The organism is Arthrobacter sp. Y3223166, assembly GCF_059090935.1.
Genome location: NZ_JBNHGE010000023.1, coordinates 1 through 21264, shown reverse-complemented (window position 1 = coordinate 21264; position 21264 = coordinate 1). Strand labels below are relative to the sequence as shown.

Sequence of the window (21264 nt, the reverse complement as noted above, 5' to 3'; positions counted from 1 at the left end):
GAGTGGTCGGTTTGGTTGGGTGTCCGCCCCGCTCCATCGCTGCACCGAGGCAGCATTGATGGTTGTCGATGTACGGAGTATCCGGCCCCATATTGATTCCATTCGAACCACAGGAGAAACCCGTGAGCACCAATACCACCAAAAAGCCATCCGTCCTCTTCGTCTGCGTCCACAACGCAGGGCGTTCGCAGATGGCGGCGGCGTTCCTGACCAGCTTGTCCGAGGGCGCTATCGAAGTCCGCTCCGCCGGCTCCCAGCCCGCTGACAAGGTCAACCCGGCCGCAGTGGAGGCCATGGCTGAACTCGGCATCGACATGTCCGCCGAGATCCCGAAGGTCCTCACCACCGAGGCAGTGAAGGAGTCGGACGTCGTGATCACCATGGGCTGCGGCGACGAGTGCCCCTATTTCCCCTGCAAGCGCTACGAGGACTGGGTCTTGGAGGACCCGGCCGGGCAGGGTGTGGACGCTGTCCGCCCCATCCGCGACGAGATCAAGACCCGCATCGAGGGATTGATCGAATCCCTGATCCCGGCCACCAATTAGACCAACCCGACTTAGAGCATCAGGGGAGACTTTCGTGAGCACCGACATCCGCATCGAACAGCTGATCATCATCGGCTCCGGCCCCGCCGGCTACACCGCCGCGATCTCGGCCGTGCACTCGGCCGGGACCAAACCCGGCAGCGCGATCAACGCGTTTTCGGCCGATTCTCTGGCTGGGCGTGGCGTCGACAAGAGAGCTGAGAAGCCCAAACCCGTCAGTTCGAAGAGGCCGGTTTTGGCTTGCAGTCCCTGCAAGGGAATGGCGGTCGGGCTGGGTGCCCTTGCCTCCGTCGGCGCCAAGGCAGCGTCCTGCGCAACCTGAGCTCGTCTCATCTCCTTTGTAGCCTTAGGAGGCGGGTGGTGGCGTCACTCCCAGGCCGCCTCGTCGAGCATTTCGCACACATCGTGCACATGCCGGGTGGTGTTCAGCACAATATCCGAAGCGATCGGCTCCATCATCTCGGGGTCCTCAGAGAATTGGCTGTAGAAACCTAACCACCCCCGTGTGTAGTAGGCAAACTCCGGCAAACCTTCCTCGGCCATCGATTCGGCTTCTTCAGGGCTCGCTGCTGCCACAATCGAGCGCCCTCCCAGGAGATCAACAACGGTCAGCTCATCGGCTGAGATGTATTGATAAGCCAATCCGGAAATGTCGAGTTCGTCGATGAAGGCGCCATCCGAGGCACGGGTTAGGTCCACGGTGGCATCTCCTTTGAACTTCAGCACCGTGGACCCGTTCTGCTTCACCCGGGACTTGTAGTGAACATCCCGGACGTCTCCGGCTTCCATGGTGACGGTGGTGCCGCACGCCTCGAACTCTATAGGAGCGTAGTAGTCGTCGGGGACTGGCAAGTACTGCCCCCCGGTGTCCTCGGGCGGCCAAGGCGTGGGGGCTTCCTCCTGGGGCGTTGCAACGGCCGGCGCGGTCCCCGCAACGAGCGCGAGGGCAATGAAAATGGGCAGGCGCAGTGTTTTCTTGATGATCATGATGAGACTCCTGGCGTGGCAGGAGGGCTGCTCGCTCGTCCTGCACGGATATCCGTTGGATGCCGTAATGGCGACAGGTCCGTTGAGAGAACCACGGTCCCTGCGTTCCTTCCCCCAGCCAGGCGCACAGTGCGCCCAACGTACGTCTGCGGTTTTCCGAGTGTCAATGGGTTCCGGGGCAGTTTCACCACCCTCTTGAATAGAGGGTGAATTAGAACCGCTCAAGATCAAATGCATCCTTTTCTCCCACGTGCGAATGGGAAATCAGGAGGCAGGCGAGAACGTCACACCCAAAGGTGTACATTAGGGGCGGAAGCAATGTCGATGCTCATGTTAAGGTTTTCCCGCACCTAACTCTTCCACCGGTTGCCAAGGCGCCAATCGTTGACAGATCGAACGCGACTCACCTCTGCCCTCGTCTTTATCAAAATGATCAAGTGAACCAAAAGAGCCAGAGTGAACCAGCTTTCAACTAGCAAGGGCAACGTCTGGCATGAAGGGGTCGCAGCGCCTAAGTTGGGATTATCCGGTTCAATACTTACGTGCCGCGTCTGCGGTCGAGAGCAGGTGGTTGTGAGCGGGCGCGAGGAGTTCGAAGCATTGCTGGAATTGTTGTCAGCGGTGCGCAATTCGGTCCTGCGGTACCCCATGTCGGGCGTTGTGGACAGGACCGACCACGAAGGAAACATTGTTAGCACGAAAGTCCGCATCAGCGATGGCGAGCACAGCTGGAGCGTCGAAGGCGATGGCGGCAGCATCACGTTCAATCCCTCCGACGGCCGCGTCATCAGGACCGGCAACAGAGTCGAAACGATCGGATTCCAACGACCGGACTGGCTTCCTGATGAAATCCAGCTCTTTTATCCCCTCAGCATGCGCATCTGGGGCGGGCACCAAGACAACCAGCGCATCACGGGCGTGGAACGGCAAGAAGGTGGCATTCGTCTCTCGATGGTTTACATCGACGATGCAGAGTACACGGCGGAAGCAATGTTCAATCCGCAGCATAGTGTGATTACCGACTTCCGCACTGCGACCGACCGGCTCTCGCTCCGTGACCTGCAAACCGACATACGAGTCGAAGGCTGACCAAAACCGAGATGGGACGCCGCGTGTCCGGAGTTGCATGATGGGTCACGGGCGGACTTAAGCCCAACGGAGCGGGTTAGTCAGGCCGCACGACAGTGACCCCGTCCCCGGCAGGGCGTGCCGTGTCGACCGATGCCCCTGCCGAGATCTGCCGCTTGATCTGCTCGAGCTCATCTTTGAGCAGGTCAACGGTGACGCGATACTGGTCGAACTGCGCCGTCCGGCGCCTGGCCACGGAGTAACTGATGCCGGCCGCGAGGATGCCCAGCGGGAACGCCACCATCAGGGCCCAGCCGGACGCGGCAAGGAACTCCAGCGCTACGGGAAGCGCATGCCTGAAGGCCAGGAACTCGTTCACGCCACCGACGACTCCATCAAGAGCGGTGTCCAGCGGGCCCAGAAACTCCCCCACGACAGGCGTCCCGGAAAACGACGGAGCGCTCAGCGGCGGTTCTCCCCCTGTGGACCAGCGTGAATCACGGAAATGGTTCAGGACGTAGATCCCGGCACCCGCATTAAGGGCCGCGAAGAGGAGGACGGAACCAAGAACAGTCCAATGAAGCCTGCGGGGACGCCACGCGCCGGCCACTAGCGCAAAGACGGCGGCCGCACACCAGGAAAAGACGCGGAGTTCGTCGCGGCTCATCCCGCCCAAGAGATCCAAGATATTCTCCGCCCCTCACAGTTGGAATCGATGGTTGTTCCGGTTACAAGCGCGCCTGTCCCAGTCACTTCCGGCCGTTCCCGAAGGCAGCTAAAGGAACGGCCTACCTGAGCGTTGCTCAGATAGGCCGTTCATATTACCCGGAGGCGACCATCTTGCTGGGACGGCCGCGATCCCCCAATGGAAGAAAGAGGGAGGGAGGAGGACCTAGAAGTCCCAGTCTTCGTCTTCGGTGTTGACGGCCTTGCCGATCACGTAGGAGGAGCCGGAGCCGGAGAAGAAGTCGTGGTTCTCGTCCGCGTTGGGGCTCAGGGCGGAGAGGATGGCCGGGTTCACGTCGGTCACGGTGGACGGGAACATGGCCTCGTAGCCCAGATTCATCAGCGCCTTGTTGGCGTTGTAGTTCAGGAACTTCTTGACGTCCTCGGACAGGCCCACGGCGTCGTAGAGGTCGTGGGTGTACTGCACCTCGTTCTCGTACAGCTCGTAGAGCAGCTCGAAGGTGTAGTCCTTCAGCTCCTGCTTGCGCGCCTCGGACTCCCCCTCGACGCCCTTCTGGAACTTGTAGCCGATGTAGTAACCGTGCACCGCCTCGTCGCGGATGATCAGCCGGATCAGGTCCGCGGTGTTGGTCAGCTTGGCCCGTGAGGACCAGTACATCGGCAGGTAGAAGCCTGAGTAGAACAGGAAGGACTCCAGCAGCGTGGAGGCGACCTTGCGCTTGAGCGGGTCATCGCCGTAGTAGTAGCCCTCGATGATCCGGGCCTTCTTCTGCAGGTTCTCGTTCTCGGTGGACCACCGGAACGCCTCGTCGATCTCCTTGGTGGAGCACAAGGTGGAGAAGATCGACGAATAGCTCTTGGCATGCACCGATTCCATGAACGCGATGTTCGTGTAGACGGCTTCCTCATGCGGAGTCAGCGCATCCGGGATCAGGCTGACCGCGCCGACGGTCCCCTGGAGCGTGTCCAGCAGGGTCAGGCCAGTGAAGACGCGCATGGTGAGCAGCTTTTCGTCTTCGGTCAACGTGCCCCAGGACTGCACATCATTGGACAGCGGGACCTTTTCGGGCAGCCAGAAGTTGTTGCAGAGCCGGTTCCAGACCTCAACGTCCTTCTCGTCCTCGATCCGGTTCCAGTTGATCGCTTCCACGTGGTGCAGAAGCTTGACCTTCTCGGCTGACATCGCGTCCCCTTCTTCCCAAAGTCTGTCTTGTTCCATAGTGCCCGAATGCCGGCCGCGGTGCGGCCGGCTGGGCCAGCGGGTGGTGGCCGGATGTCTGGCTTCCCGTCGGCGCCCGTACGACGGCGGGCGGGCACCCGCCGTCGTACTTTTCAGTTGTCCGGGTCTGCTACAGCATGCAGCTGACGCAGCCCTCTACCTCGGTCCCCTCCAGCGCGAGCTGGCGGAGCCGGATGTAGTAGATGGTCTTGATGCCCTTGCGCCAGGCGTAGATCTGCGCCTTGTTGATGTCGCGGGTGGTGGCGGTGTCCTTGAAGAACAGCGTCAACGACAGGCCCTGGTCCACGTGCTGGGTGGCCGCGGCGTAGGTGTCGATGATCTTCTCGTAGCCGATTTCGTAGGCGTCCTGGTAGTACTCCAGGTTGTCGTTGGTCAGATACGGGGCCGGGTAGTACACGCGGCCCAGCTTGCCTTCCTTGCGGATCTCGATCTTGGAGGCCACCGGGTGGATCGAGGACGTGGAGTTGTTGATGTAGGAGATCGAACCGGTGGGCGGAACGGCCTGCAGGTTCTGGTTGTAGATCCCGTGCTCCATGACGGAGGCCTTCAGCTCCCGCCAGTCGGCCTGGGTGGGGATCTCCACATGGGCGAAGAGCTCCTTGACCCGGTCGGTCTGCGGTACCCATTCCTGCTCGGTGTACTTGTCGAAGAACTCGCCCGAGGCGTACTTGGACTTCTCGAAGCCGCCGAAGGTCTGGCGGTGTTCGATCGCGAGCTTGTTCGAGGCACGCAGCGCGTGGAACAGCACCGTGTAGAAGTAGATGTTGGTGAAGTCCAGGCCTTCCTCGGAACCGTAATGGACCCGCTCGCGGGCCAGGTAGCCGTGCAGGTTCATCTGGCCCAGGCCGATGGCGTGCGACTGCAGGTTGCCTTCGGCGATCGAGGGCACCGAGTTGATGTAGGACATGTCCGACACCGCGGTGAGCGCGCGGATGGCGGTCTCGATGGAGGTGCCGAAGTCGGGCGAGTCCATGGTCTTGGCGATGTTCATCGAGCCGAGGTTGCAGGAAATGTCCTTGCCGATTTCGGCGTAGGTGAGGTCCTCGTTGTACAGCGACGGCGAGGAAACCTGCAGGATCTCCGAGCAGAGGTTGGACATGATGATCTTGCCGTGGATCGGGTTGGCGCGGTTCACCGTGTCCTCGAACATGATGTACGGGTAGCCCGATTCGAACTGGATCTCGGCCAGCGTCTGGAAGAACTCGCGGGCGCTGATCTTGGTCTTCTTGATCCGGCTGTCGTCGACCATCTCGTAGTACTTTTCCGAGACGGAGATGTCCGAGAACGGCACCCCGTAGACGCGTTCGACGTCGTACGGGGAGAACAGGTACATGTCCTCGTTCTTCTTCGCCAGCTCGAACGTGATGTCCGGGACGACAACGCCCAGCGAGAGCGTCTTGATCCGGATCTTTTCGTCGGCGTTCTCGCGCTTCGTGTCCAGGAAGCGGTAGATGTCCGGGTGGTGGGCATGCAGGTACACCGCGCCCGCACCCTGGCGGGCACCGAGCTGGTTGGCGTAGGAGAAGCTGTCTTCGAGCAGCTTCATGACCGGGATGACGCCGGAGGACTGGTTCTCGATCTGCTTGATCGGCGCGCCGTGCTCGCGGATGTTGGTCAGCGACAGTGCGACGCCGCCGCCGCGCTTGGACAGCTGCAGGGCGGAGTTGATGCCGCGGGCGATCGACTCCATGTTGTCTTCGATGCGCAGCAGGAAGCAGGAGACCAGCTCGCCGCGCTGCTTCTTGCCCGCGTTCAGGAACGTGGGCGTGGCCGGCTGGAAGCGGCCGTCGATGATCTCGTCCACCAGCCGGTTCGCCAGTTCCTCGTCGCCCCTGGCCAGGTGGAGGGCCACCATGCAGACACGGTCTTCGTAGCGCTCCAGGAAACGCTTGCCGTCGAAGGTCTTGAGCGTGTAGGACGTGTAGAACTTGAACGCGCCCAGGAACGTCTCGAAGCGGAACTTTTTCTTGTAGGCCCGGTCGTAGAGCGACCGGACAAAGTTCATCGTGTACTGGTCGAGCGTCTCGCGCTCGTAGTAGTCGTTCTTGATCAGGTAGTCGAGTTTTTCTTCCAGGTCATGGAAGAACACGGTGTTGTTGTTAACGTGCTGCAGGAAATACTGGCGGGCAGCTTCGCGGTCGGCCTCGAACTGGATCTTCCCGTCCGGGCCGTAAAGGTTGAGCATGGCATTGAGTTCGTGGTAGCCCAGTCCCTTAAATGCCGCCGGCAATTCTGCCTTGGCATCGGCTACGGCTGCGGGTGCAACTGTCGTTTCCAAAAGTGTTCCAATCCTTGCTTGACCCGGTCGACGTCCTCGGACGTGCCCATGAGTTCGAATCGATAGAGAAGCGGCACCTGGCACTTTGCGGCGATCTTCTCCGCCGCCAGGCAGTACGTTGTGCCGAAGTTCGTGTTGCCGGAGCCGATCACTCCACGGAGCAGGCGCCGGTTCTCCTCGCGGTTGAGGAATTTGATGACCTGTGGCGGAATCGAATTCCGGCCGGATTCGCCGCCGTACGTCGGCAGTACCAGGACGAACGGCCGGAGCGCGTGCAGCGTCTCCTGCTGGGTGCGCAGCGGGATCCGTGCCGCCGGCAGCCCCAGCTTCTGCATGAAGCGGTCGGTGTAGCCGGAGGCGGAGGAGAAATAGATCAGGTCCGTCTCGGCGATCCCGCCGGTTGCCGGACCCGCCTCACGCCTGGCGGCCTCACTCATCAGCAGCTCGGTCATGGCGTTTGGTTCTGGTTTCGAACGAATCCGCTCAGGCTACCGAGGCAGCGGCCTGGGCCAGTTCCTCGATCTTGTCCGGGCGGAACCCGGACCAGTGGTCCTGCTCGGTGACGACGACGGGCGCCTGCATGTAACCAAGGGAACGGACACGCTCCAGCGCTTCCGGATCCTGGGACAGGTCAACGCTCTGGTAGGCGATGCCCTTCTTGTCCAGAGCCCGGTACGTGGCATTGCACTGCACGCATGCTGGCTTGGTGTAAACCGTTACAGTCATGGTCCTTCTCCCCTAATTCTCGGTACGGCGTTCTGCTGTTTTCTGGCTGTGCGGCTGTCCCTGAGAAGAACCCGCGCTCGCTGCCCGCCAGCGGTTCCAATACTACATCTAGTGGACTCGGCCGTTCGGAACCCCAAGATGATGTATTACAAGTATGTCATTCCGTGCCCACCTTCGTCCACAGCCCATGGGGTATTTTCGGGGGTTAAACAGTTGATATTCCGGCCTTTCCAAGGCGCCATCCACAGCCTGTGGATGGGCTGCCCACAACTTCGAAAAGTCTCGTGTCGCCGTTTCGTCGGCGTGTCGCCTCTAGTGCCGGCACCACTAGATGTTGTGGTCCCCGGCGTCCGTCGTTTTTTCTGCTGCCGCTCCCGTACTCGGAACCTTAGCGGCCGCCTCGGACAATCGGCCGGACGATACGGCCGGACCATTCGGGCGGCTCCATGCTCCGTGGTCGGGCGGCTTTCACCCCCCTGACTGCCAGTGCAGCACGTCCGGGCTTCGAACCACTCCTCCTCGCGTGAATGCGGCACCCTTAACACAACGCTGTGGCGGCCCGCGGCATTCCTCCAAGTGCGGCCCGCGGCTCTGGCAAAGCCCAAGGTAGGCTTAGCGCAAGGGTGAATGAGCCACAGGAGGGCTGATGGTCAACACGGTGCACCTGCGCACCTTGCTCGAAGTGACCCGGCGCGGGTCGTTTGCCGCGGCCGCGGCCAACCTGGGCTATACGGCCTCGGCCGTTTCGCAGCAGATGTCCGCGCTGGAGCGCGAGACGGGCGCCAAGCTGTTCGAGCGCTCGGCGCGCAGCGTGCAGCCGACCGAAACGGCGATGGTGATGTCCCGGCACGCGGCCAAGGTCCTCACGGACATCGATGCGCTGCTGGCTGCCACCGCCCGCAGCCAGGACACCAGCACGCAGGAGGTCAGGCTCGGGATCTTTCCCAGCCTGGCCACCTACGTACTCCCCCGGTTGCTGCAGGCCCCCGGATGGCCGGGCCTGGGGATCAACCTCAAGGTATCCGTCGCCGAGCCGGGCCAGACGATCCAAGGGTTGCGGGCCGGCGGCGGACTCGACGTCGCCCTGGTGTTCCAGGTCGGCCAGGGCGGGCTGGCCTGGCCCAACACGGTGAGCCGGCAATGGATCGGCGACGACAATTTCAGGGTGGTACTGCCCGAATCATGGGGGATTCGGCCCGGGGCTTCGGTGACGGCCTCCCAGTTGGCGGAGATGCCCTGGATCATGCACCATCCCGGCACGGCGGACGCCACCGTGATCGAGCGCCTCTTCGCGAGCTGCAACCTCCACCCGCGGGTGGTCGCCTACTGCGACGACTTCAACGCCAGCCTCGCCATGGCCGCCGCGGGTCTGGGCGCCGCGCTGGTTCCGGAGCTCGCGATGCACAACGGGCCCGACGGCATCGTGGTGCTGGACGTCCCGGAAATCCGGCTGGCACGGAATATCTTTGCGCTGCTGATCAACGACCGGCAGAACGCCCAGCTCGGCCTGTTCATGGATCAACTGTCGGTGATCCTGCGCGACATGAGCATCACGACCAGGCGCACCTGAGGGCTTCGCCAGGGCAGGCGCCGCCGGTCCCCGCCACAGGTTGTTTCTTTCCCAACCTGAGCAACGGCGCGTTCGCCCACAGCTGAATCTGTGCGCAGATCCGCAGCGAAAAGGCAGGGGCACAGCGCTTTCGCCTTGAAGTACCGGGGGGGGGTTGAAGGAGTTGTGGCGCTTGGCGGATACGAAAAGGTCCGGTGCAAACAGTTTGTTTGCACCGGACCTTCGCTGCTGGGTGGAGCTGAGGGGACTCGAACCCCTGACCCCCTGCATGCCATGCAGGTGCGCTACCAGCTGCGCCACAGCCCCTGGAATGGAATGATTCGCCAAAACGGCAATATATTCCGCTGCGTGAATATCACCGATGGTGCTTCACGGAGTGGAGCTGAGGGGACTCGAACCCCTGACCCCCTGCATGCCATGCAGGTGCGCTACCAGCTGCGCCACAGCCCCGTTATCCTCGCGGATTCCGCGCCGCTTCCTTCGAAGCAACTTGAATATTCTATGCAGAGACTCGCACGGATTCCAAATCAGCGGATGGTTCCGGGCGGCCGGCGGAGGATCGGTTCCGGCCAGCAGTACCCATCCGCCCCGGCTACTCCGTGTCCGTCGATGCGGCCTTCGCGTCCAGCTGCAAGTCGATGAACGGGCAATCCTTCCACAGACGCTCCAGGGCATAGAAGACGCGGTCTTCCTGATGCTGGACGTGGATGACCACGCCTGCGTAGTCGAGCAGCACCCAGCGCCCCTCGGACCGGCCTTCGCGGCGGACCGGTCGCAGGTCCTGCTTGTGCAGCTCCTCTTCGATGCCGTCGACGATGGCGTTGACCTGCCGCTCGGTGGGTGCCGAGGCGATGAGGAACACGTCGGTGATAGCCAGCCGCTCGCTAACGTCGATCGCGACGATGTCTTCGGCGATTTTGTCGCTGGCTGCCTTCGCGGCAGTGCGCGCGATGGCGATTGAGCTCTCGGGTGCGGTCATGTGTCTCCTTGGAATGTGAACCAGCGATTGAGCGGCGGCGTTAGCCGCCAAAAATACCGAGCATCATGGCGATGCCCGCCGCGAACGCAGCGGCGCCGAGCACCAGCGCACCACCGACTGCGAGCCTCACCCGGCGGACCCGGTCGAGCCCTGCCGTCCGGGCGTCGAGGGGGTCCAGCCCGTAGGCGCTGCTGGCCTTGAGCGGATGGATGGTGGCACCGCGCCCTTCGGCCAGCGCTTCGGCCTGGGCCAGGATCTTCGATCGCGGCGGTGCCGACGCGGCCGTGTCCACCGGCGTCGGAACCGGTTTCCGGTCCTGCCCCGCCGGTTTCCCTGATCCTGCCGGCACAGCCTGCGTCGCCGCAGGCGGTTGCGGCTTGACCGTTTCGGGTGCCGGCTTCCGGCGGGCGGGAACCTGCTGCCGGCCGGGCGTGGCCTGCGCCGGAGCAGACGGTGCTTGGTCCGGAGCCGGCGTCGTCACCACCGGAACGTAGGATGTCGACGACGGCCGGAGCACGTGCCGGTCGGTCCCCGGGACGGCCACGAATTCCATCGGTGCGGAGGCAATGTCAGCCGCCGGCCGCTCCATGGCCGTGTGCCGGCGCTGTTCGTTTTCGTCGCTGAGCCGCTTCTTGTCCGCGGCCCTGCGGTTCAGGACGGCGGCACGCTCGGCGAGGGCCTTTTGCTGGGCCAGCAGTTCCAGGTCCACGTCGTGCGGGTCCTGCTCCTGCCGGGATTCCATCATGGCCACCATGTTCTTGGCCTGGCCCATCAGCAGATCGCGGGCGGCCAGCGCCTGCTCAACGGTCATCTCGCCGGCGTCGACGGCCTCGCGCGCGGCCTCCGAGAGGGGCTTGTCCGGCGCGGCGGCCGGAGACTGGACCGGAGGCCGGCCGGTGTCCCCGCTGCGCCGGGCCCGCCGCCCGCCCTCGATCGGCGGTCGCTGCGGCTCATACGGGACATCCGCCGGGGCGTCCGAGGTCCGGGCGCGCGCGTCTGCCGGGGCGTCCGGGGCATCGGATGTCCGGCCCCGCGCGCCGGCCGGAGCGCCCGACGTGCGCGCGCGGCTGCCCGCCGGGGCGGCGGGGCCGTTGGGGTCCCCGGTCGGGGCGCCGGATGTGGGGAGGCGGTTCTCGCGCTCCAATTGCTGTTGGCGCAGCTGGCGCCGGGTGGGAATCTGTTCCTGCTCGGGCGCCGGGATCTTGGGCAGCGCCTCGGTCAGGGTCTTGAGCGCACGGCGGGCCTCACGCTCGCGGGCGCGGGTCTGCGAAGACCGCTCGCCCTGGCGTTCGCGGGACTCCGTCCGGCTGTCGCCGGACGGCGCCTGGGCAACTTCTCCCCCGCCATCGCCCGTGGCAGCTGCCTGGGCATCCGGTGCCTGGGAGACGTCCCCGGAGGCGTTCTCCGGACCCGTACCGGCGCCGTCGCGCTGCCGCCGGATGTCCCGGCGGCTGGGCGGCGGCTGGGATTGATTGCTCATGCTTTGCTGATCACCCAGAAGTAAACGACTGATTTCATTGGCTTGGTTGCAGTTGGCTCAGGGCGACGGCGCCGTCCGGCGCGCGCCGGTAGAGACCATACTTGGCTATGTACTGTACTACGCCGTCCGGCACCAAGTACCAGACAGGCTGGTTCTCGGCCACGCGCTCCCGGCAGTCCGTGGAGGAAATGGCCATCGCCGGAACCTCCAGAAGGCTCACATCCTTGCGGCCCAAATCGTGCAGCTCGTGGCCCGGCCGGGTCACTCCGACGAAGTGCGCCAACGACCACAGCTCGTCAATGTCCTTCCAGGACATGATCTGCGCCAGCGCGTCCGCGCCGGTGATGAAGAACAGTTCCGCGTCGGGACGCCTCGCGCGCAGGTCCCGCAGCGTGTCGATGGTATAGGTCAGACCCGGGCGTTCAATGTCCACCCGGCTCACCGTGAACTGCGGATTCGATGCGGTCGCGATCACCGTCATCAGGTAGCGGTGCTCGGCCGGACTGACCTCGCGTCCGCTCTTCTGCCAGGGCTGGCCGGTGGGCACGAAGACCACCTCGTCCAGGCCGAAGACCGACGCCACTTCGCTGGCCGCCACGAGGTGCCCGTGGTGGATCGGGTCAAACGTTCCGCCCATGACGCCCAGCCGGAGCTTGCGCCCCGGGTAAGTGAGGTGCAGGTCTCCGGCGTGCGGGGCTTTGACGGGCAGCGCGGACACGAACGGCTAGCGGCGCGCGGCCTGGCCGTGATCGTGCTTATTCGGATGCTGGCGGTGCGGGTCAACGTGCTCCTCGACCGCCGAGTGGCGCTGTCCGACGCTGGTGAACGCGATGGTGGCGAACATCATGATCAGGAAGGCGGCCATGAAACCGGCGCCGATCGCCCAGGCGGGGACCGGTAGTTCGACGTGGGCGGCTTCGCTGGCCACGAGTGCGGCGTCGAGGACCTGAGACAGCATGATTCTCCCTTGCGGTTCTTCAGCCCGGCCGCGCGCAGGCGGACGGGATATGGCTTCCTACTCATGGTACGCGTTCCGGGCGCGGAACCGTGATTCGGCCGGGACAGGCCGGCCGGCACATGCCTAGTCGCGGACCTGTCCGTCGCCCTGGACGATCCACTTCGTGGTGGTGAGTTCGCGCAGCCCCATCGGCCCGCGGGCGTGCATCTTCTGCGTGGAGATGCCCACCTCCGCGCCCAGGCCCAGCTCCCCGCCGTCGGTGAACCGGGTGGAGGCGTTGACGATCACTGCCGCGGAGTCGATCTCGGCGATGAACTTCTCGGCGTTGCGCAGGTCGTTGGTGATGATGGCCTCGGTGTGGCCGGTCGTCCAGGTGCGGATGTGCTTGACCGCATCGTCAACGGAGTCCACCATCGCCACCGCCAGGTCCAGGTCCATGTACTCGCGGCCCCAGTCCTCGTCGGTCGCGGTCTGGGCCTCGACGCCGGACGGCAGGATGCCGGCCACCCGCTGGTCCACATGCAGCCGCACGCCGGCACCGGCCAGCGCCGCGAGCACGTCGGCCGAGGCGGCCGCGTCGCGGTGCACCAGCAGGGTCTCGACCGTGTTGCAGACCGACGGCCGCTGGGTCTTGGCGTTGAGCAGGATGTCCACGGCCATCTCCGTACCGGCCGATTCGTCCAGGTAGATGTGGACGTTGCCCTCACCGGTCTCGATCACCGGCACCTTCGCGTTGTTCACCACGGACTGGATCAGCTCGCGGCCGCCGCGCGGAATCAGCACGTCCACGAGGCCGCGCGCCTGCATCAGCGCGGTGGCGCCGTCGCGGCCGTAGTCGTCCACGCTCTGCACCGCGTCGGAGGGCAAGCCCACCCGGTCCAGCGCGTCGCGGATGATGCCCAGCAGCGCCACATTGGTGTGACGCGCCGCGCTGCCGCCGCGCAGGATCACGGCGTTGCCGCTCTTGAGGGCCAGGCCGGCAATGTCGACGGTGACGTTCGGGCGCGCCTCGTAAATGGCGGCGACCACGCCCATGGGGACGTGGACCTGGCGCAGCCGCAGCCCGTTCGGCAACGTCTGCCCGCGCATGACGGTCCCCACCGGGTCCGGCAGCGCGGCCAGGTTCTGCAGGGCAGCGGCCAGGCCGTCGATGCGCTTGGTGTCCAGGGTCAGCCGGTCCAGCAGTGCGGCGCTGGTGCCGTTCGACTTGCCCTCGTCCAGGTCCTGGCGGTTGGCCTGCAGCACCAGGTCGCGCCGGGCGATCAGCGAGTCGGCGATCTCCTGCAGCGCCTTGTCCTTCCAGGCCCGATTGGCGCGGGCCATGCGGCGCGCCGCGGTCCGGGACCGTCCGGCGATCGCCGCGACGGCGGCCGCGGCGTCCGGTTTCCGGCCGTCTTCGAGCTCGTCGGCCGGGGACTGGGAAGAGGCTGTCTGGGTCATACCCTCGATTTTAGCCCGTGGGTGCGGCACAGCACGACGACGGAGGTCACGTTACGCTGCCGCCCCGGACCGGCGCGGTGGTTCAGAGCAGGACGAGGTCGTCCACGTGGATGACTTCGCGCTCGTACTGCCGGCCGAGCGACGCGGCCAGCTCCCGGGTGGAGCGGCCCAGCATGCGCGGGAGCTCATAGGAGGAGAAGTTGACGAGGCCGCGGGCGACCACGCGGCCGTCGCCGTCGGCCAGCTCCACCGGATCCCCCGGTTCGAAGTCGCCCTTGACCGAGACGACGCCGGCCGGCAGCAGCGACCGGTGCTTCTCGCGCACGGCCTGCACGGCGCCGTCGTCCAGCACTAGCCTGCCCTGCACGGAGGCCAGATGTGCCAGCCAGAGCAGCCGCGGGGGCCGGCGGGTGCCGCTGGCCGCGAACCACGTGCCCACGTCCTCGCCGGCCAGGGCCCGCGCCGCGTTCGGCGTGGAGGTGACCAAGGCCGGGATGCCCGAGCCGGCGGCGATCCCGGCGGCCTCCACCTTGGTGACCATGCCGCCGGTGCCCACGCCCGCGGCGCCGGTGCGGCCGATGTTCACGCCGTCCAGGTCCTGGGGCCGGGCCACCAGCGGGATCCGCCGCGCGCCGTCCTTGGGCGGGCCGTCGTAAAGCGCGTCCACGTCCGAGAGCAGCACCAGCGCGTCGGCCTTGACCAGGTGGGCCACCAGGGCGGCCAGCCGGTCGTTGTCGCCGAAGCGGATTTCGTGGGTGGCTACGGTGTCGTTCTCGTTTACCACGGGGACGACGCCGAGGTGCAGCAACCGGTGCAGCGCGCGGTAGGCGTTGGCGTAGTGCTGGCGCCGCATCAGGTCCTCGGCGGTCAGGAGCACCTGGCTGACGGTGATGCCGCGGGCGCCGAAGGCCTGGGTGTAGCGGGCCATCAGCAGGCCCTGTCCCACGCTGGCCGCGGCCTGCTGGGTCGCCAGGTCCCGCGGCCGGCGGGCCAGACCCAGCGGGGCCAGTCCGGCGGAGATGGCGCCCGAGGACACCAGGATGACTTCGCTGCCGGCGTTCCGGCGGGCGGCCAGCACCTGCACCAGGGACAGCAGGGCCTCTTCGGAGATGCCTCCCGCCACCGAGGTCAACGACGACGAGCCGACCTTGACCACCAGGCGTCCGGCCGTGGCCAGCAGGGTCCGGTCGGCCGCCGTGGCCGGCTCAGCGCGCATCGTCGTCGTCACTGTCTTCCTCTGCGGTCCAGATGCCGGACTTGCGTTCGGCCTCGAGCTCGGCGCGGGTGGCGGCCCTGGCTTCCTTCCGCTCCTGGTACTGCTCGCGCTTCTCTTCGCGGGTGGGCCGGATGTACTCCATCAGGCGCAGGTCCGTGCCGCGGGGGGAGGACAGCAGTTCGGCGCCGGCGGCCATGGTGGGCTCCCAGTCGAAGACCACGGCGTCGTCTTCGCCGATCACCACCGTGTCGCCCGGGCGGGCGCCGGACTTGAACAGCTGGTCCTCGACGCCCAGCTTGGCCAACCGGTCGGAGAGGTAGCCCACGGCTTCGTCGTTGTTGAAGTCGGTTTGCTTGACCCAGCGTTCCGGCTTCTCTCCGAGCACCCGGAACAGCGGTTCCAGGTTCTTTTCCTCGCGCCGGATGATGAAGCCCCGCTCGTTCACCGAGCGCGGGCGCAGGACGGCGGGGGCCACCTTCGGCGGGGCGGCCTTCGCTTCGGCGCGGGCGGCGGCGACGATCCCGGCCATGGCAAAGCCGAGCTGGCGCAGCCCCTCGTGGGTGGCCGCGGAGACTTCGAACACCTGGTAGCCGCGCTTTTCCAGTTCGGGGCGCACGAATTCGGCCATGTCGCGGCCGTCGGGCACGTCCACCTTGTTCAGCACCACCAGCTTGGGCCGCTGGTTCAGCGGGACCACGTCCCCGTCGGCGCCGGCGTAGCTCATGTCCACGGTGTACTGTTCCAGTTCCCGCTCGATGATCTCGAGGTCGGAGAGGGGGTTGCGGTCGGCTTCCAGCGCCGCGCAGTCCAGCACATGCACCAGTGCGGCGCAGCGCTCCACGTGGCGCAGGAAGTTGTGGCCCAGTCCCTTGCCTTCGCTGGCGCCCTCGATCAGGCCCGGCACGTCGGCAATGGTGAAACGGATATCGCCCGCCTGGACCACGCCCAGGTTCGGCACCAGCGTGGTGAACGGGTACTCGGCGATCTTGGGGCGGGCGGCGGACATGGCCGCGATCAGGCTCGATTTGCCCGCGGACGGGAAGCCGACCAGCGCCACATCGGCGATGGACTTCAGCTCCAGGACGATGTCCCGCTCGTCGCCCGGAATGCCCAGCAAGGCGAATCCGGGTGCCTTGCGCTTGGCCGATGCCAGCGCGGCGTTGCCCAGCCCGCCCTGGCCGCCGGCGGCGGCGACGAACTCGGCGCCATCGCCCACGAGGTCGGCGAGAACGTCACCGTTCTTGGTCTTGACCACGGTGCCGTCGGGGACGGGCAGCACCAGCGTGGCGCCGTTCTTGCCGCCGCGCCAGTCCCCCATCCCCGGGCCGCCGTTGGTGGCGTGCCGGTGCGGGGCGTGGTGGTAGTCCAGCAGCGTGGTGGTCTGGGGGTCCACGCGAAGGATCACGTCGCCGCCGTTGCCGCCGTTGCCGCCGTCGGGCCCGCCCAGCGGCTTGAACTTTTCGCGCTTGACGGAGACGCAACCGTGGCCACCGGATCCGCCGGATACATGCAGGACTACCCGGTCAACGAATGTTGCCACGTGATCGATCTCCTCTGTGCCGGTGGGCGCGAACCGAAACGGCCCACCAGTGATTCTAGTCTGGTTAAAACACCAGTGAGGCGGACCGACGGCCCGCCTCACTGGAAAGCTGTTAGCTGCTTGAATTACTCCGCAGCGGCAGCGACGATGTTCACGACGCGGCGTCCGCGGCGGGTACCGAACTCAACAGCACCGGCCTCAAGGGCGAACAGCGTGTCGTCGCCGCCACGGCCGACGTTGGCGCCGGGGTGGAAGTGCGTGCCGCGCTGGCGGACGATGATCTCGCCGGCGGAAACTACCTGGCCACCGAAGCGCTTCACGCCAAGGCGCTGTGCGTTGGAATCGCGACCATTGCGAGTGGAGCTCGCACCCTTCTTATGTGCCATCTGATTTGCCTACCTTTGTTTCTGAAGGAACGTTTACTAAAAGTCAGCCGACCGCTTACGCGATGTCGGTGACCTTGACCTTGGTCAGTGCAGAACGGTAGCCCTGGCGCTTCTTGTAGCCGGTCTTGTTCTTGTACTTCTGGATAACGATCTTCGGGCCGCGGAGATTTTCGACAATCTCGGCGGTGACCTTGACGTTGGCCAAAGCATCGGCAGCAGAGGTGACCTTGTCGCCGTCGACCAGGAGCAGAGCAGGCAGCTCGATGGTGCTACCGGCCTCGCCGGGGACGCGGTCAAGGGTCACGAGGTCTCCAACGGAAACCTTTTCTTGGCGGCCGCCGGCGCGGACAATCGCGTACACCACTTGGGAACTCACTTCTCTAGACGTTTATTACAGTTTTTGCTCGAATACGCAGGCACGACATAACGGCCTGGAAAGCACTGTGCATCCGCGCCTGCGGGTGGAAACCCTTCGAAGGCGTACGCACCGAAGATCTAGATTACGCTATTACGGCTATCAGCCGCAAACCAGCGGGCTCCGGGGGTGCCGGGACGGGCTCTGGCGTCATCTTCTCCTGGCACGGGCGGACAGCAATCCGCTCGGGCGCACCTGACAATACTACCGGCCGAGCCGGCCAGGCACGTGCATTTCGCCGCCGCGACACGGCGTGCGTTGATTCCGCTGCGGGAAGTGGGCTGGAGACGGTGTCCGCACCTGCCGGGCGGCCAGCGGTGGCGGCCAGCCGTGGCGGGCACCGGGCAGCCCAACCGGAACCCAACCGGAACCAGTCACAGCCGCGCCAGACGCAGGCAGGCCGCGGAACCGATGCGGTCCGCGGCCTGCCCGGGCATACGACCCTGCCTACAGTTCCGAGGCCGGTACTCCTACACCCAGCACCACAGGAGCGGCCGCTTCGTTCTTGTCCGCTGCCGCTTCGGCCAGTGCGGACGCGGCCGGGGCCGTGGCGGCGTGGCGGTGGCCGCCGTCGTTCTCCGCCGGGATGGCGGCGTCCACCGTCTGGACGGGAGCGTCGGCGGCACCCTGGGGGCTGCTGGCGGCACGACGGCGACGCGGCTTGCGGACGGCGGCCGGCGCAGGCGCCTGCGGTTCGGCGGTCGCCGCGGACCGGGCGTCACCGTGCGCGGCCTGTGGTTCGGCAGCAGCGCCGGATGTCTCCGCCGCGGCCGGCTCCGGTTTCTCCACCGGAGCAACCTTGGGCTCCGGTTTCTCCACCGGCGCTACCTTGTTGAAGGCCTCGGTGAGGCTCTCCAAGGTCAGCGACGGCTCTTCCGGGGCAGCCGCCGGGCTGTGCACGGCGCGCGGGATGGCCACCGTCTCTCCGTTGATCTCCAGCACGGCGGCTTCGGGTCCGTCGCCGGCTGAGGCTGCGGGCACGGCGGGTGCCACGCCGGGATCGTCGGCACGGCGCGACCTGCGCTTGCGTCCGGACGGCTGGCCCGACGCTCCGGCGGGCGCACTGGCCGCCGCCGCTTCGGGCTTGCCGGCGCCGGCCGGTTCTTCGCCGCCCTGCTGCTTGGCCTTGGCCGTCTCCGGGTGCTCTTCCGCCTCGTGGGCGGCGTGCGCGGCGGCGACGATCGTGGCCAGTGCCGCCCGGGCGGCCTCGGCCTTGGCCCGGCGCTCGGCGTCGTCGTCCTGGCCCACGGCGGCCGGGGCCTCGGCGGCAGTCTCCTGCCCGCCCTGGCCGCGGTTGCGGCGCTTCTCGCTGCGCGACTGCCGTTCGGAGCGCTTCTCGATGCGAACCTGGTGGTGCTCGGTGGCCGCGGCGGGGCGGCGGTGTTCCACCGGCTCGTCGTGAGTGATCACGCCGCGGCCGGCGCAATGCTCGCACTGCTCGCCGAAGACTTCCAGCAGCCCGGTGCCCATGCGCTTGCGGGTCATCTGGACCAGGCCCAGCGAGGTCACCTCGGCCACCTGGTGCTTGGTCCGGTCGCGGCCCAGGCATTCCACCAGCCGGCGCAGCACCAGGTCGCGGTTGGACTCCAGCACCATGTCGATGAAGTCGATGACGATGATGCCGCCGATGTCGCGCAGCCGCAGCTGGCGGACCACCTCTTCGGCCGCTTCCAGGTTGTTCTTGGTGACGGTTTCTTCCAGGTTGCCGCCGGAGCCAGTGAACTTGCCGGTGTTGACGTCCACCACGGTCATGGCCTCGGTGCGGTCGATCACGAGGGAACCACCGGAGGGCAGGAAGACCTTCCGGTCCAGCGCCTTGTGGATCTGCTCGTCGATCCGCTGGGCGGCGAAAATGTCCGTCTCCGACGTCCACTTCTCCAACCGGTCCACCAGGTCGGGGGCCACATAGGTCACGTAGGCCTCGATCGTGTCCCAGGCTTCTTCGCCGGAGACGACCAGCTTGGAGAAGTCCTCGTTGAACACGTCGCGGACCACCTTGATGGTCAGGTCCGGCTCGGCGTAGAGCAGCTCCGGTGCCAGCGTCTTGGTGGACCCGGCACGCGATTCGATGCCCTCCCACTGCGCCCGCAGCCGGTTGATGTCGTTCATCAGCTCTTCTTCGCTGGCGCCCTCGGCCGCGGTGCGGACGATCACGCCGGCGCCGTCGGGAACATGTTCCTTCAGGATCTTCTTCAGCCGGTTGCGTTCCACGTCGGGCAGTTTCCGGGAAATGCCGGTCATGGAGCCGCCGGGCACGTAGACCAGGAAGCGGCCAGGCAGCGAAATCTGGCTGGTCAGGCGGGCGCCCTTGTGGCCCACCGGGTCCTTGGTGACCTGCACCAGGACCGAGTCGCCGGACTTGAGCGCGAGTTCGATCCGGCGCGGCTGCCCGTCGAGGTGTGCGGCGTCCCAGTTGACCTCGCCGGCGTAGAGCACGGCGTTGCGGCCGCGGCCGATGTCGATGAAGGCCGCCTCCATGCTGGGCAGCACGTTCTGTACCTTGCCCACGTAGACGTTGCCGATCAACGAGTCCTGCTGGGTCTTGGACACGAAGTGCTCGGCCAGCACGCCGTCTTCGAGCACGCCGATCTGGATCCTGTCGTCGCGCTGGCGGACCACCATCTGGCGGTCGACGGATTCGCGGCGGGCCAGGAACTCGGCCTCGGTGATGACCTGGCGGCGGCGGCCCGTCTCGCGCGATTCGCGGCGGCGCTGCTTCTTGGCCTCCAGCCGGGTGGACCCCTTGACCGACGCCACCTTGTTGCTGGGGGCGGTCTCGGTGATCGGCCGCGGTGCCCGGACCCGGGTGACCGTGTTGGGCGGGTCGTCGTCGGCCCCGCCGGTGAGTTCAAGATCGGCATCCCCGCGGCGGCGACGGCGGCGGCGGCGCGAGGTCACGCCGTCCTTCTCCCCTGCGGCACCCTCGTCGGCGGCTTCGGCGGCCTCGTCGCTGTCTTCGGTGCTGCCGGCCTCGTCGCTGCCGGTTTCGGCCTCGGAGCGGTTGCGGGTGCGGCCGCGGCGGTTGCGCCGGCTGCGGCGACGCCCGCCGTCCTCGTCGTCCTCGTCCGACTCGCCGGCGGCGGCGGCCGGTTCGGGCTTGGCAGCGACGGCGGACAGGTCCGGGGCGTGGAAGAGCAGGGACACCGGCGAGGACGGGATGGTGAAGGGATCGGCGCCGAGTCCCGCCTCGGCGGAGGCTTCTTCGGCAGGGTCTCCCCCGGCGGCCGACTGCTCAGCTTCGGCGGCGGCCTGCTCCCGCGTGGCGGCGGCGGTGGCCGTCTCCGTGGCGGCGGGGGCTTCCTCAACAGCAGGGGCGGCGGCCGCGGTGGAACGACGACGGCGGGCGGGCGCCTTTGCGGGCTGCTCCCCTGCCGTGCTTCCGGCTTCGGTTTCCGTCCCGGCGGTGTGTCCGGCGACGGCTTGGGCGGCGTCTCCGTCGGCCGCCACCGAGGTGGCCTGCGTGGCGGCGGGTGCGGTGGTGGCGGGGGCCGTAGCCGGCGCTTCACCCTCGGCGACGGTGAGTTCGGCGGCTGCCGCTGCGGTGGCCTGCGCCTTGCTGCTGCGGCGGGTGCGGGTGGCGGCGGTGCGACGTCGGCCGGCCGGCTGTTCGGCGGGCTCGGCCGCTTCTCCGGCGGCCAGGACGCCTTCGGCTTCGGCGGGTTCGGCGGCGGGCTGAGCCTCGGCGCCGTCCTGCGGAACGCTTTCCTGTGCGGCGGCTTCGGCGGCCTTGTCGGCGGCGGTCTTGCGCG

At 66.5% G+C, this 21264-nt stretch carries 20 protein-coding genes and 2 tRNA genes; 4 read left to right on the top strand and 18 right to left on the bottom strand.

Going from position 1 to position 21264, the window contains the following annotated elements; genetic code table 11:
- Window positions 1-122 precede the first annotated feature (122 nt).
- Together AC5RUH_RS11250 and AC5RUH_RS11245 are read left to right on the top strand one after the other, a co-directional pair.
- Entirely contained in the window at window positions 123-545 is a 423-nt protein-coding gene (locus AC5RUH_RS11250) for an arsenate reductase ArsC (protein WP_494014085.1), read from the top strand.
- A gap of 34 nt (window positions 546-579) precedes the next feature.
- On the top strand, window positions 580-867 hold the full coding sequence (locus AC5RUH_RS11245) for a hypothetical protein (protein WP_494014086.1): 288 nt from the start codon (window positions 580-582) through the stop codon (window positions 865-867).
- A 44-nt stretch (window positions 868-911) separates the two neighbouring features.
- Here the strand turns inward: AC5RUH_RS11245 and AC5RUH_RS11240 are convergent, their stop codons facing one another.
- Window positions 912-1532: a hypothetical protein gene (locus AC5RUH_RS11240; RefSeq protein ID WP_494014087.1), complete on the bottom strand. Its 621-nt coding sequence runs from the start codon at window positions 1530-1532 to the stop codon at window positions 912-914.
- A 456-nt stretch (window positions 1533-1988) separates the two neighbouring features.
- Between AC5RUH_RS11240 and AC5RUH_RS11235 the strand changes: the two genes are divergently transcribed.
- Window positions 1989-2621, top strand: a complete 633-nt coding sequence (locus AC5RUH_RS11235; protein ID WP_494014088.1) for a hypothetical protein — start codon at window positions 1989-1991, stop codon at window positions 2619-2621.
- 76 nt (window positions 2622-2697) lie between these two features.
- On the opposite strand, the gene AC5RUH_RS11230 is transcribed toward AC5RUH_RS11235, so the two are convergent.
- From AC5RUH_RS11230 to nrdH, 5 genes are all read right to left on the bottom strand, one after another.
- Window positions 2698-3267, bottom strand: coding sequence for a hypothetical protein (locus AC5RUH_RS11230; protein ID WP_494128609.1), 570 nt, complete (start codon window positions 3265-3267; stop codon window positions 2698-2700).
- A gap of 225 nt (window positions 3268-3492) precedes the next feature.
- Window positions 3493-4470 carry a class 1b ribonucleoside-diphosphate reductase subunit beta gene (gene nrdF, locus AC5RUH_RS11225; protein ID WP_493999860.1) on the bottom strand — a complete coding sequence of 326 codons (978 nt, stop codon included), beginning with the start codon at window positions 4468-4470 and terminating at the stop codon, window positions 3493-3495.
- Between the two features lie 166 nt (window positions 4471-4636).
- The gene (nrdE, locus tag AC5RUH_RS11220; protein ID WP_494001260.1) at window positions 4637-6757 is read right to left on the bottom strand and encodes a class 1b ribonucleoside-diphosphate reductase subunit alpha; all 2121 of its coding nucleotides are present in this window, start codon (window positions 6755-6757) and stop codon (window positions 4637-4639) included.
- Window positions 6758-6774: 17 nt separating this feature from the next.
- On the bottom strand, window positions 6775-7242 hold the full coding sequence (gene nrdI, locus AC5RUH_RS11215; protein WP_494101540.1) for a class Ib ribonucleoside-diphosphate reductase assembly flavoprotein NrdI: 468 nt from the start codon (window positions 7240-7242) through the stop codon (window positions 6775-6777).
- Between the two features lie 46 nt (window positions 7243-7288).
- The gene (gene nrdH, locus AC5RUH_RS11210; protein ID WP_127513743.1) at window positions 7289-7531 is read right to left on the bottom strand and encodes a glutaredoxin-like protein NrdH; all 243 of its coding nucleotides are present in this window, start codon (window positions 7529-7531) and stop codon (window positions 7289-7291) included.
- Window positions 7532-8177: 646 nt separating this feature from the next.
- Between nrdH and AC5RUH_RS11205 the strand changes: the two genes are divergently transcribed.
- A complete protein-coding gene (locus AC5RUH_RS11205; protein WP_493999862.1) occupies window positions 8178-9101 on the top strand; it encodes a LysR family transcriptional regulator in 924 nt (307 codons plus the stop codon).
- A gap of 233 nt (window positions 9102-9334) precedes the next feature.
- Here the strand turns inward: AC5RUH_RS11205 and AC5RUH_RS11200 are convergent.
- The 12 genes from AC5RUH_RS11200 to AC5RUH_RS11145 all read right to left on the bottom strand — a co-directional run.
- Window positions 9335-9407 (bottom strand) — tRNA-Ala (locus AC5RUH_RS11200).
- A 71-nt stretch (window positions 9408-9478) separates the two neighbouring features.
- A tRNA-Ala gene (locus tag AC5RUH_RS11195) sits at window positions 9479-9551 on the bottom strand.
- Window positions 9552-9693: 142 nt separating this feature from the next.
- Window positions 9694-10080: a ribosome silencing factor gene (gene rsfS, locus AC5RUH_RS11190; RefSeq protein WP_493999863.1), complete on the bottom strand. Its 387-nt coding sequence runs from the start codon at window positions 10078-10080 to the stop codon at window positions 9694-9696.
- 40 nt (window positions 10081-10120) lie between these two features.
- A complete protein-coding gene (locus tag AC5RUH_RS11185; protein ID WP_494109296.1) occupies window positions 10121-11560 on the bottom strand; it encodes a hypothetical protein in 1440 nt (479 codons plus the stop codon).
- Window positions 11561-11594: 34 nt separating this feature from the next.
- Window positions 11595-12239, bottom strand: a complete 645-nt coding sequence (gene nadD / locus AC5RUH_RS11180) for a nicotinate-nucleotide adenylyltransferase (RefSeq protein ID WP_494001261.1) — start codon at window positions 12237-12239, stop codon at window positions 11595-11597.
- Window positions 12240-12284: 45 nt separating this feature from the next.
- Window positions 12285-12518 carry a hypothetical protein gene (locus tag AC5RUH_RS11175; RefSeq protein ID WP_493999865.1) on the bottom strand — a complete coding sequence of 78 codons (234 nt, stop codon included), beginning with the start codon at window positions 12516-12518 and terminating at the stop codon, window positions 12285-12287.
- 123 nt (window positions 12519-12641) lie between these two features.
- A complete protein-coding gene (locus tag AC5RUH_RS11170; protein ID WP_494014092.1) occupies window positions 12642-13958 on the bottom strand; it encodes a glutamate-5-semialdehyde dehydrogenase in 1317 nt (438 codons plus the stop codon).
- 82 nt (window positions 13959-14040) lie between these two features.
- On the bottom strand, window positions 14041-15174 hold the full coding sequence (gene proB / locus AC5RUH_RS11165) for a glutamate 5-kinase (RefSeq protein ID WP_494014138.1): 1134 nt from the start codon (window positions 15172-15174) through the stop codon (window positions 14041-14043).
- Complete coding sequence (gene obgE, locus AC5RUH_RS11160) at window positions 15164-16714, bottom strand: GTPase ObgE (protein WP_494022988.1); 1551 nt, start codon at window positions 16712-16714, stop codon at window positions 15164-15166. The genes proB and obgE overlap by 11 nt, the downstream gene beginning before the upstream one ends.
- Window positions 16715-16839: 125 nt before the next feature.
- Window positions 16840-17100: a 50S ribosomal protein L27 gene (gene rpmA / locus AC5RUH_RS11155; protein WP_136785451.1), complete on the bottom strand. Its 261-nt coding sequence runs from the start codon at window positions 17098-17100 to the stop codon at window positions 16840-16842.
- A gap of 55 nt (window positions 17101-17155) precedes the next feature.
- Window positions 17156-17464: a 50S ribosomal protein L21 gene (rplU, locus tag AC5RUH_RS11150; RefSeq protein ID WP_493977453.1), complete on the bottom strand. Its 309-nt coding sequence runs from the start codon at window positions 17462-17464 to the stop codon at window positions 17156-17158.
- A gap of 498 nt (window positions 17465-17962) precedes the next feature.
- Window positions 17963-21264, bottom strand: a 3302-nt coding sequence (locus AC5RUH_RS11145; protein ID WP_494128608.1) for an Rne/Rng family ribonuclease, incomplete at its 5' end; no start/stop codon positions are given.